At 67.8% G+C, this 12,951-nt stretch carries 19 protein-coding genes; 8 read left to right on the top strand and 11 right to left on the bottom strand.

Translation table 11 applies throughout. From position 1 onward, the window contains the following. Window positions 1-27: 27 nt before the first annotated feature. Window positions 28-582 carry a DUF4337 domain-containing protein gene (locus tag ABLE38_RS11390; RefSeq protein ID WP_348974255.1) on the bottom strand — a complete coding sequence of 185 codons (555 nt, stop codon included), beginning with the start codon at window positions 580-582 and terminating at the stop codon, window positions 28-30. 45 nt (window positions 583-627) lie between these two features. Here ABLE38_RS11390 and ABLE38_RS11385 point away from each other — a divergent pair, with 45 nt between their 5' ends. Continuing rightward, window positions 628-1,533: a 2-hydroxyacid dehydrogenase gene (locus ABLE38_RS11385; RefSeq protein WP_348974254.1), complete on the top strand. Its 906-nt coding sequence runs from the start codon at window positions 628-630 to the stop codon at window positions 1,531-1,533. 7 nt (window positions 1,534-1,540) lie between these two features. On the opposite strand, the gene ABLE38_RS11380 is transcribed toward ABLE38_RS11385, so the two are convergent. Further along, window positions 1,541-1,936: a GFA family protein gene (locus tag ABLE38_RS11380; RefSeq protein ID WP_348974253.1), complete on the bottom strand. Its 396-nt coding sequence runs from the start codon at window positions 1,934-1,936 to the stop codon at window positions 1,541-1,543. Then, window positions 1,933-2,529 (bottom strand): Holliday junction branch migration protein RuvA, encoded by a 597-nt coding sequence (gene ruvA, locus ABLE38_RS11375; RefSeq protein ID WP_348974252.1) that lies wholly within the window; start codon window positions 2,527-2,529, stop codon window positions 1,933-1,935. The genes ABLE38_RS11380 and ruvA overlap by 4 nt, the downstream gene beginning before the upstream one ends. Before the next feature lie 236 nt (window positions 2,530-2,765). On the opposite strand from ruvA, the gene ABLE38_RS11370 reads away from it, so the two are divergent. Both ABLE38_RS11370 and ABLE38_RS11365 read left to right on the top strand, forming a co-directional pair. Beyond that, on the top strand, window positions 2,766-3,185 hold the full coding sequence (locus ABLE38_RS11370) for a hypothetical protein (RefSeq protein WP_348974251.1): 420 nt from the start codon (window positions 2,766-2,768) through the stop codon (window positions 3,183-3,185). Window positions 3,186-3,243: 58 nt separating this feature from the next. Then, window positions 3,244-3,690, top strand: coding sequence for a hypothetical protein (locus ABLE38_RS11365; RefSeq protein WP_348974250.1), 447 nt, complete (start codon window positions 3,244-3,246; stop codon window positions 3,688-3,690). On the opposite strand, the gene ruvC is transcribed toward ABLE38_RS11365, so the two are convergent. The 4 genes from ruvC to ABLE38_RS11345 all read right to left on the bottom strand — a co-directional run bounded on the left by ruvC (window position 3,687) and on the right by ABLE38_RS11345 (window position 5,824). Continuing rightward, on the bottom strand, window positions 3,687-4,175 hold the full coding sequence (gene ruvC / locus ABLE38_RS11360; protein ID WP_348974249.1) for a crossover junction endodeoxyribonuclease RuvC: 489 nt from the start codon (window positions 4,173-4,175) through the stop codon (window positions 3,687-3,689). The two genes, ABLE38_RS11365 and ruvC, sit on opposite strands and share 4 nt — an antisense overlap. Then, entirely contained in the window at window positions 4,172-4,609 is a 438-nt protein-coding gene (locus ABLE38_RS11355) for an endonuclease domain-containing protein (RefSeq protein WP_348974248.1), read from the bottom strand. Before ABLE38_RS11355 ends, ruvC begins: the two co-directional genes overlap by 4 nt. Window positions 4,610-4,754: 145 nt before the next feature. Continuing rightward, on the bottom strand, window positions 4,755-5,498 hold the full coding sequence (locus tag ABLE38_RS11350) for a YebC/PmpR family DNA-binding transcriptional regulator (protein ID WP_348974247.1): 744 nt from the start codon (window positions 5,496-5,498) through the stop codon (window positions 4,755-4,757). Between the two features lie 86 nt (window positions 5,499-5,584). Next, entirely contained in the window at window positions 5,585-5,824 is a 240-nt protein-coding gene (locus tag ABLE38_RS11345; protein ID WP_348974246.1) for a DUF2312 domain-containing protein, read from the bottom strand. A gap of 100 nt (window positions 5,825-5,924) precedes the next feature. On the opposite strand from ABLE38_RS11345, the gene ABLE38_RS11340 reads away from it, so the two are divergent. Beyond that, complete coding sequence (locus ABLE38_RS11340) at window positions 5,925-6,680, top strand: SGNH/GDSL hydrolase family protein (protein ID WP_348974245.1); 756 nt, start codon at window positions 5,925-5,927, stop codon at window positions 6,678-6,680. Here the strand turns inward: ABLE38_RS11340 and ABLE38_RS11335 are convergent. Then, a complete protein-coding gene (locus ABLE38_RS11335) occupies window positions 6,661-7,035 on the bottom strand; it encodes a DUF1244 domain-containing protein (RefSeq protein WP_348974244.1) in 375 nt (124 codons plus the stop codon). The genes ABLE38_RS11340 and ABLE38_RS11335 overlap by 20 nt on opposite strands. Window positions 7,036-7,109: 74 nt before the next feature. On the opposite strand from ABLE38_RS11335, the gene pyk reads away from it, so the two are divergent. Continuing rightward, entirely contained in the window at window positions 7,110-8,588 is a 1,479-nt protein-coding gene (gene pyk / locus ABLE38_RS11330) for a pyruvate kinase (protein ID WP_348974243.1), read from the top strand. A gap of 139 nt (window positions 8,589-8,727) precedes the next feature. Here the strand turns inward: pyk and ABLE38_RS11325 are convergent, their stop codons facing one another. Together ABLE38_RS11325 and ykgO are read right to left on the bottom strand one after the other, a co-directional pair. Beyond that, window positions 8,728-9,339, bottom strand: a complete 612-nt coding sequence (locus ABLE38_RS11325) for an HAD family phosphatase (RefSeq protein ID WP_348974242.1) — start codon at window positions 9,337-9,339, stop codon at window positions 8,728-8,730. An 8-nt stretch (window positions 9,340-9,347) separates the two neighbouring features. Next, window positions 9,348-9,473, bottom strand: coding sequence for a type B 50S ribosomal protein L36 (gene ykgO / locus ABLE38_RS11320; RefSeq protein WP_086130464.1), 126 nt, complete (start codon window positions 9,471-9,473; stop codon window positions 9,348-9,350). A 174-nt stretch (window positions 9,474-9,647) separates the two neighbouring features. Between ykgO and ABLE38_RS11315 the strand changes: the two genes are divergently transcribed. From ABLE38_RS11315 to ABLE38_RS11305, 3 genes are read left to right on the top strand one after another with little or no spacing between them, the layout of a single operon-like run. Continuing rightward, a complete protein-coding gene (locus tag ABLE38_RS11315; protein WP_348974241.1) occupies window positions 9,648-10,247 on the top strand; it encodes a DUF4136 domain-containing protein in 600 nt (199 codons plus the stop codon). Then, window positions 10,244-11,362, top strand: a complete 1,119-nt coding sequence (locus ABLE38_RS11310) for a M14-type cytosolic carboxypeptidase (protein ID WP_348974240.1) — start codon at window positions 10,244-10,246, stop codon at window positions 11,360-11,362. Before ABLE38_RS11315 ends, ABLE38_RS11310 begins: the two co-directional genes overlap by 4 nt. Before the next feature lie 29 nt (window positions 11,363-11,391). Further along, window positions 11,392-11,847, top strand: a complete 456-nt coding sequence (locus tag ABLE38_RS11305; protein ID WP_348974239.1) for a GNAT family N-acetyltransferase — start codon at window positions 11,392-11,394, stop codon at window positions 11,845-11,847. 19 nt (window positions 11,848-11,866) lie between these two features. On the opposite strand, the gene ABLE38_RS11300 is transcribed toward ABLE38_RS11305, so the two are convergent. After that, on the bottom strand, window positions 11,867-12,865 hold the full coding sequence (locus ABLE38_RS11300; RefSeq protein ID WP_348974238.1) for a sigma-70 family RNA polymerase sigma factor: 999 nt from the start codon (window positions 12,863-12,865) through the stop codon (window positions 11,867-11,869). Window positions 12,866-12,951: the final 86 nt, after the last annotated feature.

Raw genomic sequence — 12,951 nt, 5'->3', positions numbered from 1 at the left:
CTTTCAGAGCCAATCGAAGGGGCGCCGTCACCCCAGCAACCCGCTCAGCAATGCCGGATGGAAGCCCCAGCCCAGGAACCCGCACAGCCCCATGAACAGCCCGAAGGCGCCGAAGCCCCAGGCGGCCCAGAGCAGCCAGGCGCTTTCCGCCAGCGCCGCCACCGCTGCGATCGAGATGGCGGTGGAGACCGCCGCGTCGCTCGCGTCGAACTGGTCGTCATGGACGTTGAGCGCATCATATTGGTCGCTCTGCGCCCTGGCATCGGCGGCGAGGCGAGGCGCCTCGGCCTTGTACTTGGCGATGTCGGCGTCGAGCGTGGCGAGCACCGGGGCGGCGCGCTTGGGATCGGCGAGCGCGGCGATCTGGAGGCGGCTCGCCTCGGCGACATGCTGCTTGGTCTTGGTCGCCTGATATTCGTTCCACTTGTCGACCGAGGCCGACTGGGCCGCCTGCATGTTCTGGACGATGTTGCCGTCCTTGATCCCGCACAGCCCCATGAACACCGAAAGCACGACCACGGTGATCGCCACCTTGCGGTTGAGCGACTTGTCCTTTGCTTCGGCGCTGACTTCGATTTCCATGGCCCTGCCCTATCCTGCCCGTGGCGGCGGAGCTAGGGCGACATCATGCCAAGCCCCGACCTGCGCCCCGACCTGCTGATCGTAACCAATATCCCCGCCCCGCTGCGCATGGCGCTGGCCGAGCGCTTCACGCTGCACGAGGCGCCGATGCCCGGCATCCGCGCCGTGGTCGGCGGCGGGATGGCGAAGGTGGGCCGCGCGCTGCTCGACCAGCTGCCGGCGCTCGAGATCGTGGCGATCCACGGCGTCGGGCATGACCGGCTCGACCTGGCGGCGCTCGAGGCACGCGGCGTGCGCGTGACCACGACGCCCGGCGTGCTGACCGAGGACGTCGCCGACCAGGCGATCGCGCTGATGCTGGCGGTGCAGCGCCGCATCGCCGCCAACGATGCGCTCGTGCGCCGCGGCGGCTGGGCCGCGCCGCTCGGCCGGCGGGCCAGCGGGCGCCGGATCGGCATTTTCGGGCTCGGCCAGATCGGCCACGCCATCGCGCTGCGGGCCGCGCCCTTTGCCAGCGAACTGCTCTACAGCGCCCGCACCGAGAAGCCGGTGCCCTGGACCTTCGTGCCCGAGATCGCCGCGCTGGCCGATGCGAGCGACGTGCTGATCCTGGCGGCGCCGGGCGGGGCGGAGACCGACCGCATCGTCGATGCCGCGGTCCTGGAGCGGCTCGGCACCGACGGCGTGCTGATCAACATCGCCCGCGGCAGCCTGGTAGACCAGGACGCGCTGATCGCCGCGCTGGCCGAGGGCCGCGTCGCCGGCGCCGGGCTCGACGTGTTCGCCGAGGAGCCGCAGGTGCCCGAGGCGCTCAAGGCGATGGACCAGGTGGTGCTCGCGCCGCACCAGGGCAGCGCCACCGAGGAGGGGCGCACCGCGATGCGCGAGCTGGTGCTCGCCAATCTCGACGCGCATTTCGCCGGCCGGCCGCTGGTGACGCCGCTGCGCTGAGCCGCGCTCAGGCAAAATGCTCGGTCCCGTCGCTGGTGATCTCCACCCAGCCATGCTTGCGCTCCTCGTACACCGAATAGACGGGCGGCGGGAACGCGGGATCGGCAAAGGCGCCGATGGGGATGGCGATCAGATCGGGCAGCCCGGCGCTGCGATACCAGACCTGGCTCCCGCAGACCGGGCAGAAATGGAATTCGGCCGAGTCGCCGCTCTCTCCGGTATAGTCCCAGCGCGTCGAATTGCCGGTAAAGGTCACGCGCTCCACCGGGAAGCGCGCCTGCGCGGCAAAGGCCGAGCCGCTGCGCCGCTTGCACTCGAGGCAGTGGCAGACCGAGACGCGGACGGGCTCGCCCGCGCAGGCGGCCTGGAGCTGGCCGCAGCGGCAGCTGGCGGTGCGCGTCACTTCGCCGCCTTGCGCAGTGCGAGGCGCACCAGCGCGTCGAGCGTCGCGCCGCTGCCCAGCTCGTCGGCGGCGGCGCCCACGGCGCTCGATGCCTCGGCCGGCTTGAAGCCGAGGTTGAGCATCGCCGAGACCGCGTCCTGCGCCGCGCCGCCGACGGGCGCCGCACCGGAGCCGGGAGCGCCGAGCGCCACGCCGCCGGCCTTGTCCTTCAACTCGTTGACGATGCGCTGGGCGAGCTTGGGGCCGACGCCATTGGCGCGGGCAATCATCGCCGAATCGGCGCGGGCGACCGCGGTCTGCACTTCGTCGGGCGAGAGGATCGAAAGGATCGCCAGCGCCACCTTGGCGCCGACGCCCTGCACGCTGGTGAGGAGCTTGAACCAGTCCCGCTCGCTCGCCGTGGCGAAGCCCATCAGCCGGATCGAATCCTCGCTGACCAGCATCTCCGTATGCAGCGTGACGGCCTCGCCGAGCGCGCCGAGCGCAGTGATCGTCCGCGCCGAGGCGCCGGCGAGATAGCCGACGCCGTTCACGTCGATCACGACATGATCGATGCCGGTCGCCGCGAGCCGGCCCTTCAGGTGCGCGATCATGCCCGTTGCTCCCGACATTCAACCGTGCGGTTGAACGAAAATGTTGAATCGCTTGAATCTCCCCACGTGCGCGGGAGACGCAGGATCGGCGGGCGGGAAGAGCGCAGAGTCACGCCTGGTACATAAGCGGAACATGCCGATGTAGGAAAGCGAAAACGCCGGGCCATCGACAGCGCGCGATCCTGTGCTAGCCTCGCCGGGGCTGGCCTGGGGGCGGCAAGAAGGGGGAAATCGATATGGCGTTCTGGAATGTGGACCTGACCACCGAGGACGGTGCGATGGGTGCGGCGCAGCTGGGCGGCTATGCCGGCTTCGTGGCGGCGGCGCTGACGGCCTTTGGCCTGGCGATGCTGCTGGTCGCGTTCGGGACGTCGAGCCCGGCGGCGACGGCGCTCGTCCTGGGCCCGGTGGTCGTCGAGCTGGTGGTTTTCCTGGCGGCGGGCTTCCGCCTGCGCGCGGGGCGCGGGCTGGTGTGGGGATCGGTCGCCGCGCTGCTGCTCCTGATCGATCTGCTGCCGAAGATCGCCACGTTCAGCATTCCCGTGATCATCATCGACACTGTGCTGCTCATCGGCCTGATCACCGGCCTGCGGGGCGCGCTGGCGCTGCGTCGCGGGCAGTTCGACACCGGCGAGGCGGCGGCGATCTTCGAATAGCTCTGGCGCAAGCCGCGCGGCCTTCCCATCTGCCCTGCAAGGGAATGGGGGACGATCGATGCTCGTGGCACTTCTGGGATTGTGGTTCGCGCTGCTGCTCGCCGGGGGCACGCCGACAGGGCGGCTGCTGCGCCGCATGCTGGTCGAGTGGCCGGCGGCGCGGCTGGCGCGGATCCATCGCGGCGCGGTGATCACCTGGACGCTGCTCGGCGTGCTCGGGCTGCTGTGCTTCTGGTTCCTCGAGGAGGACGGCCTCAGGCTGTTCACCATGGCGATGCCCGAGCTCGCCGGCTGGATCTCGATGTTCGAGGTCAGTGCGCTGGTCGATGCGATCGCGGTGGGGCTGATGGCGGCATCGACGCTCAGGCTCGGCGCGGTGCGGCACTGGATCGCGGCGCGGCTGCCGCTGGGGCAGCGCGCGAAGCGGGCCCGGCGGACGCGGCCGGTGGAACGCGCGGCTGCCAACGACGACGAGGACGGAAGGGCGTTCGCGCTCGCCGCCTAGCGCAGCCCCAGCCGCGCGCTGGCGAGATGGTGCGCGTGGCAGATCGCCACCGCGAGCGCGTCGGCAGCGTCGGGCCCGTCGATCTTCACGCCGGGGAGCAGCCGCGAGACCATCGCATGGACCTGCTCCTTCTCGGCATTGCCGACGCCGACGACCGATTTCTTGACCGTGCTCGGCTTGTATTCGCCGACATCGATGCCGGTGCGCGCTGCGGCGCACAGCACCACGCCGCGTGCCTGGCCCAGCTTGAGCGTCGACTGGGCGTTGGAATTGACGAACACCTCCTCGACCGCGGCGGCCTGTGGCGCATGATCGGCGATCAGCGCGGCGAGCATGCTATCCAGGTGCGCGAGCCGGCGCGGCAGCGGTGCCTTGGTGTCGGTCTTCAGCTTGCCGTTGGCGAGGTGCGACAGGCGGTTGCCCTCGGCACGGATCAGCCCCCAGCCGGTGGTGCCGAGGCCGGGATCGAGGCCGAGGATGATCATTTCGTCGGGCCTTCGGGATTCGGGATAGGCCCCACCCCAACCCCTCCCCTGAAGGGGAGGGGCTTGGATTGAGGCGCGCTTAGCCCCTCCCCCTCGGGGGAGGGGTTGGGGTGGGGCATGCCGGACCAGCGATCCGGCCGAGCCCGGAGTGCGCTTGCGATCGTCAAGACGATTCCACCCAGATTGCCCCAAACCTCGTGATTGGTGAAACGCAGCGTCTCGAATCCCTTGGCGACGAGCCGTGCGTCACGGCGTTCGTCATATGGTGCGTCGTGGGTGTCGCCGTCGATCTCCACGACCAACCCTTTCGACGGGCAGAAGAAGTCGCAGATGTACGGGAAGATCACATGCCGGCGGCGGAATTTGTGTCCGAGCTGCGAATTGGAGAGGTGGCGCCAGACTCGCACCTCAAATTCGGTCGGGGTGCGGCGCATTTGATGGGCTCTTTCGAGAAGCTCTTTCTCTGTCGGCACTGCCCCACCCCAACCCAGTTGCAGGTGACCGATGCCCCGCATCGCTCAGATCATGCCGGGGGCATGATCGACCTGCAACTCCCGAGGGGGAGGGTTCTTTACTGGCTCAGCCCAGCTTCTCCATGACCTCGTCCGAGACTTCGTAATTGCCCCAGACGGTCTGGACGTCGTCGTCGTCGTCGAGCGCGTCGATCAGCTTGAACAGCTTGGCGGCATCTTCCTCGCCGACTTCGACCATGGTCTGCGGGCGCCAGGCGAGCTTGGCGCCTTCGGCCTCGCCGAGCACCGGCTCCAATGCCTTGGCGACTTCGTGGAGGTCGCCCTGCGCGGTCCAGATCTCGTGGCCTTCCTCGGTGCTGGTCACGTCCTCGGCGCCGGCTTCGAGCGCGGCTTCGAACACCTTCTCGGCGTCGCCGGCCTTGGCGGGATAGTTGATCAGGCCCATCCGGTCGAAGCCGTGGCTGACCGAGCCGCTCGCGCCGAGATTGCCGCCGTTCTTGGAGACCGCGGTGCGCACGTTCGTCGCGGTGCGGTTGCGGTTGTCGGTCAGCGCCTCGATGATCAGCGACACGCCGGCCGGGCCGAAGCCCTCGTAGCGGATCTCTTCGTAATTCTCGGTGTCGCCCTTGCTCGCCTTGTCGACGGCGCGCTGGATATTGTCCTTGGGCATCGACTGCGCCTTGGCCGCGTTGATCGCGGCGCGCAGGCGCGGGTTCATGTCGGGATCGGGCAAGCCCATCTTCGCCGCGACGGTGATTTCGCGGCTGAGCTTGGAGAACATGCCCGAGCGCTTCTTATCCTGCGCGCCCTTGCGGTGCATGATGTTCTTGAATTTGGAATGGCCTGCCATTGCGCTCTCGTCTGAAACTGGTGCGCGTCTGTAGGCCAGCCATTGCGGGGGGCGCAATGCCCCCCGGCATTCGGATCAGCCCCGGATCAGCCCAGGCCGAGTGCCTGCTTGTAGGTCTCGAGCAGCATTTCCGCCTCGTCGCGGTGGTGCTTCTCCATCTTCCGCAGGCGCACGATCGAGCGCATCGTCTTCACGTCGAAGCCGGTCGACTTGGCCTCGGCGTAGACATCCTTGATGTCGTCGGCGATGCCCTTCTTCTCTTCCTCGAGCCGCTCGATGCGCTCGATGAAGAGGCGCAGCTGTTCGGCGGAAATCGAGTCGGACATGCAAATGGCTCCTGAAGATTGAAGCGGGGCGATTAGAGAAGCCGAGGCCTGCGCTCAAGACTCAATTGCGACGCGCGGGCGCTGCGACTATTTCGGCGCGATGTTTCGCCGATTCCCGCTGCTCCTCGCCGCCCTGACCCTTCCGCTCGCCGCCCAGGCCCAGAATCGTCCGCCGGTGCAGCTGCCGCCGACGATGCGGGTGCCGGCCCGCACCCCGGCCCCGATCGAGAAGCAGCCCTTCGCCGCCGAGATCGCCGCGTTCGAGGCGCGCGACGCGCTGGCGCACCCGGCCAAGGGCGGCGTGCTGTTCCTCGGCAGCTCGAGCATCCGGATGTGGACCGATGTCGCGCACGACTTTCCGGGGATGAAGGTGCTCAACCGCGGCTTCGGTGGCTCGACCATCCCGGACAGCGTGCGCTATCTCGACCGGATCGTGATCCCCTACGCGCCGAAGACGATCGTCTTCTACGCCGGCGACAATGACCTGGAGGCCGGGCACAGCCCCGAGCAGGTGGCCGGCGATTTCCAGATGCTGGTGAGCAAGGTGCACGCCAAGCTGCCCCGGACGCGCATCCTGTTCATCTCGATCAAGCCGAGCCTGTCGCGCTGGAAGCTGATCGAGCAGATCCGCGCGACCAATGCGCTGGTGCTGGGCTATGTCGCGACCGATCCGGCGCTGACCTATGTCGATATCGTGCCGGCGATGCTGGGGCCGGACGGCAAGCCGCGCCCCGAGCTGTTCCGCGAGGACGGACTGCACATGACGCGGGCGGGCTATGACATCTGGCGCAAGGCAGTGGCGAAGGCGCTGAAGGCAAAGCCCGCGCCCGCGATCCTCACCCCCCCGGCTGGGTGATCGACGGCGGGTCGCTCGCCGGGAAGCTGTCGTCGAGCTCGTCGTCCAGCTCGTCGTTGATCGTGTGGTTGCGCGCGAGGCTCTGCTCCATGCGGGTGATCTGCTCGGGCGTCGCCTCGGCCTGGTGCTTCTCCTTCCACTGCGAGAAGGGCATGTCGTAGATGATCCGCCGCGCTTCTTCGCGGTCGAGCGTGGGGTCGGCCTCGACGATCCAGTCGGCCAGGCAGTTGCGGCAAAAGCCCGCAAGGCCCATCAGGTCGATGTTCTGCGCGTCGGTGCGTTTGCGGAGATGGCGGACGAGGCTGCGGAACGCCTTGGCTGCTGCAGCGTCATCCAGCTTATCGAGATCGTCCATTTATCACACCTCCACGGTTGATCCTCTGGGATATGAGGCTAGAGGCACCGGGGCACAAGCCGAGGATAAGACAAATGACGAAGGCCATCAGCCCCCGCACGCGCAAGGTGCGCATCCTCGCCACGCTCGGCCCGGCGAGCGCCACGCCCGAGATGATCGCCAAGCTCTATGAAGCGGGCGCCGACGCGTTCCGCATCAACATGAGCCATGGCGACCAGGCATCGAAGGTGCCGCTGTTCGAAGCGATTCGCGGCATGGAGAAGAAATACGGCCGGCCGACCACGATCCTGGCCGACCTGCAAGGGCCGAAGCTGCGCGTCGGCAAGTTCGCCGACGGCAAGGTGCAGCTGGTCACCGGCCATGAGTTCATCCTCGACCGCGACAAGACCCCGGGCGATTCGACCCGCGTCGAACTGCCCCACCGCGAGATCTTCGAGGCGGCGCACGAAGGCGCGCGGCTGCTGCTCGACGACGGCAAGCTGGTGCTGCGTCTCGTTTCGGTCGCGCCCGACCGGATGACGACGATCGTCGAGGTCGGCGGCACGCTGTCGAACAACAAGGGCCTGAACGTGCCCGACATGGTGCTGCCGATGGCCGCGCTGACCGAGAAGGACCGCAGCGACCTGGCCTTCGCGGTCGAGCAGGGCGCGGACTGGATCGCGCTGAGCTTCGTGCAGCGCCCCGAGGACCTGATGGAGGCGCGCCGGCTGATCGGCGGCAAGGCGGCGCTACTCGCCAAGATCGAGAAGCCCTCGGCAATCGCCCGGCTCGACGAAATCGTCGAGCAGTGCGACGGCGTGATGGTCGCGCGCGGCGATCTGGGCGTCGAGCTGCCGCCACAGACGGTGCCGCCGCTGCAGAAGCGCATCGTCGAGACGGCGCGCCGCATGGGCCGCCCGGTGATCGTCGCCACCCAGATGCTCGAATCGATGATCGAGACGCCGTCGCCGACGCGCGCCGAAGTCTCGGACGTCGCCACCGCGGTCTATGACGGTGCCGATGCGATCATGCTTTCGGCCGAGAGCGCCGCGGGCAAGTGGCCGATCGAATCGGTGGCGATGATGAACTCGATCGCGGATGCCGTGGAGCGCGACCCCGCGCATGGCGACCGCGTCCACTTCACCGTGACGCGCCCCGATCCGACCACCGCCGACGCGCTGGCCGAGGCGGCTAAGAACATCGCCAAGACGGTTTCGGCCTCGGGCATCGCCTGCTTCACCAGCTCGGGCTCGACCGCGCGCCGCATCGCGCGCGAGCGGCCGGCAGTGCCGATCCTGGTGCTGACCCCGCATATCGAGACCGCGCGCCGGCTCGGCCTGCTGTGGGGCGTGCACGCGGTGCACACCCGCGACGTCGATTCGTTCGAGGAGATGGTCGCCAAGTCGAAGCGGATGGCGCTGCGCCACAACATCGCCGCTTCGGGCGACCGCGTGGTGCTGTGCGCCGGCGTGCCGTTCAAGACGCCGGGCTCGACCAACGTGCTGCACGTGGTGACGCTGGTGGGCGACGAGCTGAAGAACCACCCGGGCAAGGAAGGCCCGGACGCGATTTGATGCAGCTGCGGGTGCAATTCTAACCGTCACCCCGGCCTTGTGCCGGGGTCCACGGTATCGCGCGTCCGGTATTTCGAGCCTCTTACCGCTGCATTCGCCGCGCGGTGGCCCCCGGCACAAGGCCGGGGTGACGAAGTAATCAGAGCAGCCCGAGCGCCTGCAAATCCGTGCGCAGCTTGTCCGCATCGGTGAAAAGCAGCCCGCGCAGCCCCGCATCCTTCGCGGCGGCGACATTGTCCTCGCGATCGTCGACGAACACTGCGTCGGGGCCTTCCAGCCCGAATCGGGCAAGCGCCAGCGCGTAGATCGCGGGATCGGGCTTCACCAGCTTCTCGTCGCCCGAGACGACGACATCGCGGAAGCGATCGAACAGCGCCGATTCGCGGTTGCGGAAGGGCGGCCAGAACTCGCCCGAGAAATTGGTGATAGCGAACAGCGGCACGCCGGATTCGTCGAGATCGGCGACCAGCTGGGGCATGCCCGGCAGCGCATGCGGGATCTGCTCGTCGAAGCGCGGGCCCCAGAGCGCGATCATGTCGGCGAACTCGGGGTGTGCGGCAGCGAGCTCGGCCGAGGTCTCGGCAAAGGGCCGGCCGGCATCGTGCTGGAAATGCCACGCCTTGGTGGCGACTTCGCCCAGAAACGCGTCGAGCGCCCGATCGTCACCGATCAGGCGCTCGTACAAGTACCGCGGATTCCAGTCGTAGAGGACGTTGCCGACGTCGAAAATGACGGCCGACGGCGCCTGCACGCGCAGGATCAGCCCTGGCGGGCCTTGAACCGCTTCTGGGTCTTGTTGATGACGTAGATGCGCCCACGACGACGGATCACGCGGTTGTCGCGATGCCGATCCTTGAGCGACTTCAATGAATTCACGATCTTCATGACCGATTCGCTTCTCAAATAGGGAATGCCGGAAAAGAGGGGCTCGCCTAGTGGCCGATGCCTCCCAAGTCAACCCAGAGTCTGTCCCCGGAGCCAATCCTGCGGAACCACTCGACGGACTCCGTGTTGGAAGGCAGACAGAGACGTTCCGTTCGCGAAACAGGAGTTCCTCGCGTGAAGAAGCCGCTCAGCATCGCCCTGCTCGTCGCCCTGGGGGCGTGCGCGCCCACCTATCGCCCCCAGCCGATCGACGTCACGCGCTATCACCTGGGCGCGCCGCTGGAGCGCACAACGGTAGCGATCGAGCCGATGGCGAACACCGATTCGTTCGGGCCCGAATACCAGGCCTATTCGGATGCGGTGCGCGCCGAGCTGGAGCGGCTGGGCTATGTCCAGTCGGTGAGCAACACGCCGTCGGGCTATATCGCCGCGGTCGCGTTCCGCCGGACGAGCAAGGGCGCCTTCAAGGAGCCGCCGCCCGTCTCCATCGGCGTCGGCGGCGGCAGCTATAGCGGCGGCCGCAGGGGCGGCGTCGGCGTGGGCGGCGATGTCAGCTTCGGCATCGGCGGCAAGGTGCGCACGCTCTACACCAGCGAGCTGTGGGTCCAGCTGCGCCGCCGCAGCGACAATACCACGGTGTGGGAAGGCCGCGCGCAGAGCGACAGCGTGGGCGGCACCGACCCCGATCAGCCGAGCATCGCCGCGCCGCGCATGGCAAAGGCGCTGTTCAAGGACTTCCCCGGCGAGTCCGGCATCACTATCACGGTGAAATGAGCATCCAGATCAACTCCGGCTTCGATTCCGGCAACATCCGCGTCCTCGGCATCGAGGGCGACCGCGTCGACCTCGAGATCGTCACCGATCACCTGTCCGACTTCTACCAATGGTTCCACTTCCGCGTCGCCGGCGCGAAGGGGCGCACGCTGACCTTCCGCATCACCAATGCGGGCGGGGCCGCCTATGCGTTCGGCTGGCCGGGCTACAAGGCGCGCTGGTCGACCGACCGCGAGGCGTGGCGCACCGCCGAGACCAGCTATGCCGACGGCGTGCTGACCTTCAGCAAGACGTTCGACACCGATCTTGCCTGGTTCGCCTATTTCGCGCCCTATTCGATGGAGCGGCACCACGACCTGGTCAGCACCATGGCGCTGATGCCGGGCGTGACCCACCGCGAGCTCGGCAAGACGCTCGACGGCCAGCCGATGGACCTGCTGACGCTCGGCACCGGCCCCAAGACCGTGTGGCTCTATGCCCGCCAGCATCCCGGCGAGACGATGGCCGAATGGTGGATGGAAGGCGCGCTCGAGTTCCTCACCGATCCGACCAACCAGACCGCGCTCGCGCTGCGCGAGAAGGCCGTGTTCCACATCGTGCCGAACATGAACCCGGACGGCTCGCGCCGCGGCCATCTGCGCACCAATGCGGCGGGGATCAACCTCAACCGCGAATGGCATGCGCCGACGATGGAGAAGAGCCCCGAGGTGTTCCTCGTCAAGGCGGCGATGGACGAGACCGGCTGCGACTTCGCGATGGACATTCACGGCGACGAGGCGATCCCGGCCAATTTCCTCGCGGGATATGAGGGCATCGCGTCGTGGACCGACGAACATGGCGAGAAATTCTACGAATATGTCCGCCGCCTCGCCAAGGCGACGCCCGACTTCCAGCTCGACCTGGGCTATGAGAAGTCGGCGCCGGGCCAGGCGAACCTGTCGATGTCGACCAACCAACTCGCCGAGCGCTTCGGCGCGGTCTCGATGACGCTGGAGATGCCGTTCAAGGATCACGAGGCCAATGCGGACGCCGAGTTCGCCTGGTCGCCGGCGCGCTGCAAGACGCTCGCCCATTCGTGCCTCGAGACTTTGGCAGGATTTATCGACGAGATCTGAGAGAAGAAAACAACAAAGGGGGGTCGAAGATGGAAATCCGCGAGGGCGGGCTCGACGATGGTCGGGTCCGGTCGCTGCTCGAGCAGCATTTTGCCGGTATGCTGGCCAATTCGCCGAAGGACAGCACCCATTTCCTCGACCTCTCCGGCCTTGCCGCAGATGATGTGACCTTCTGGACCGTGTGGGACGGCGAGGACCTGCTCGGCTGCGGAGCGCTGCGCCAGCTCGATCCGGAGCATGGCGAGATCAAGTCGATGCGCACCGCTTCGGAGCATCTGCGCCGGGGCACCGGGGCGGCGCTGGTCGGGCACGTGCTATCGACGGCGCGGTCGCGCGGCTACAAGCGGGTGAGCCTGGAGACGGGATCGGGTCCGAGCTTCGAACCCGCCCATGCGCTGTACCGCCAGTTCGGTTTCACGGATTGCGGGCCGTTCGGCGACTATCGCGCAGACCCGTTCAGCCGGTTCATGTCGCGGGTGCTCTGAGCCTTCCCGCGTCCGACGATCAGTGCATCGTCGCGTGCAGCACCGGCTGGGCCGGCACGATATAGGCGCGGGTCTCGGCTTCGATCGCCTCGATGTGCGAGAGGCGGTTGTGCAGGGCGTTGGGATCCGGGAGCAGCGACACGGCCGGCTTGGCGGCGGCGGGGCGACGCGGGCGCGCCGGCGGCATCGCGCGGCGGGCATCGTCGGCCATCACTTCGAAGCGCGGCTGTTCGCCGGCGATTTCGGTCAGCAGCTTGGTCGCCTGCTTGGTGATCTGGCGGATGCGCTCCTTGGTGACGCCGGTGTCGTGCGAGATCTCGTCGAGCGTGGCGGTCTCGAAGATGCGGCGCTCGACGATCTCGCGATCACGCTCCAGCTTGGCCTCGAGCTTCTCGAGCTCGACCGGGTCGATCGTCTTGAAGCGCGGGCCGGCCTGGCGCGGCGCGGCGTCCTTGTTGCGCGGGCGGCGGCGAAGCGCCTCGATGCCGACCTTGCGGAGCTGGTCGACATAGGCGTCGATGAGCTGCGAGACAGCACCCTCGGCGAGATAGTCGGACGCGCCGGCCTCGGTGCGGCCCAGGGCATATTCGTCCTCGATCATCGCTTCCGGCGACATCTCGTCGCCGTCCGGCGAGGTGACCAGGGCGGAGAGCGAGACCGTGGTGGCGGCGACCTTCTTCGCCGACGAGCGCTGGTCGGTCATCAGGCGGAAGCGCAGGCTCTGCAGCTCGCCGCGGATCTGCCAGTTCACGAAAGTGGTGAACTGCGCCTTGGTCGGGTCGTAGCCCTCGATCGCGCGGTGCACGGCGATGGCGCAGACCTGCTCGGCATCTTCCCAGTGCGCCGTGAGGCCGTACTGGCGGGCGAAGTGGCGGATGCGCGGGGCGATGAGCTTGAGGATCTGAGCGAAGGCACGATCGACGTTGACGCGCTGGCGGTTGGTCTGCGGCGCATCCTTCGGCGTGTTCTCGATAACGATGGCAACGGCGGCTTCGAGCGCGATCGTGGTCTTCGACATGGTCTGCAATCCCCTGCTTCTGCAGCCACCCGGCTGCTGTCGTGAGGGGTTTATGAACCGGGCCGAGGACCACGAATATTCGGCGC

The organism is Sphingomonas sp. KR3-1 (assembly GCF_040049295.1).
Classification (GTDB): domain Bacteria; phylum Pseudomonadota; class Alphaproteobacteria; order Sphingomonadales; family Sphingomonadaceae; genus Sphingomonas.
The sequence above is the reverse complement of the archived record's forward strand: the minus strand, read 5'-3'. Positions and strand labels throughout refer to the sequence as shown.

Excerpts from the sequence above, each read along its gene's own strand:
- ABLE38_RS11390 (WP_348974255.1), bottom strand. The coding sequence starts at position 582 with ATGGAAATCGAAGTCAGCGCCGAAGCAAAGGACAAGTCGCTCAACCGC.
- ABLE38_RS11385 (WP_348974254.1), top strand. The coding sequence starts at position 628 with ATGCCAAGCCCCGACCTGCGCCCCGACCTGCTGATCGTAACCAATATC.
- ruvA (WP_348974252.1), bottom strand. The coding sequence starts at position 2,529 with ATGATCGCGCACCTGAAGGGCCGGCTCGCGGCGACCGGCATCGATCAT.
- ABLE38_RS11370 (WP_348974251.1), top strand. The coding sequence starts at position 2,766 with ATGGCGTTCTGGAATGTGGACCTGACCACCGAGGACGGTGCGATGGGT.
- ABLE38_RS11365 (WP_348974250.1), top strand. The coding sequence starts at position 3,244 with ATGCTCGTGGCACTTCTGGGATTGTGGTTCGCGCTGCTGCTCGCCGGG.
- ruvC (WP_348974249.1), bottom strand. The coding sequence starts at position 4,175 with ATGATCATCCTCGGCCTCGATCCCGGCCTCGGCACCACCGGCTGGGGG.
- ABLE38_RS11355 (WP_348974248.1), bottom strand. The coding sequence starts at position 4,609 with ATGCGCCGCACCCCGACCGAATTTGAGGTGCGAGTCTGGCGCCACCTC.
- ABLE38_RS11350 (WP_348974247.1), bottom strand. The coding sequence starts at position 5,498 with ATGGCAGGCCATTCCAAATTCAAGAACATCATGCACCGCAAGGGCGCG.
- ABLE38_RS11345 (WP_348974246.1), bottom strand. The coding sequence starts at position 5,824 with ATGTCCGACTCGATTTCCGCCGAACAGCTGCGCCTCTTCATCGAGCGC.
- ABLE38_RS11340 (WP_348974245.1), top strand. The coding sequence starts at position 5,925 with ATGTTTCGCCGATTCCCGCTGCTCCTCGCCGCCCTGACCCTTCCGCTC.
- ABLE38_RS11335 (WP_348974244.1), bottom strand. The coding sequence starts at position 7,035 with ATGGACGATCTCGATAAGCTGGATGACGCTGCAGCAGCCAAGGCGTTC.
- pyk (WP_348974243.1), top strand. The coding sequence starts at position 7,110 with ATGACGAAGGCCATCAGCCCCCGCACGCGCAAGGTGCGCATCCTCGCC.
- ykgO (WP_086130464.1), bottom strand. The coding sequence starts at position 9,473 with ATGAAGATCGTGAATTCATTGAAGTCGCTCAAGGATCGGCATCGCGAC.
- ABLE38_RS11310 (WP_348974240.1), top strand. The coding sequence starts at position 10,244 with ATGAGCATCCAGATCAACTCCGGCTTCGATTCCGGCAACATCCGCGTC.
- ABLE38_RS11305 (WP_348974239.1), top strand. The coding sequence starts at position 11,392 with ATGGAAATCCGCGAGGGCGGGCTCGACGATGGTCGGGTCCGGTCGCTG.
- ABLE38_RS11300 (WP_348974238.1), bottom strand. The coding sequence starts at position 12,865 with ATGTCGAAGACCACGATCGCGCTCGAAGCCGCCGTTGCCATCGTTATC.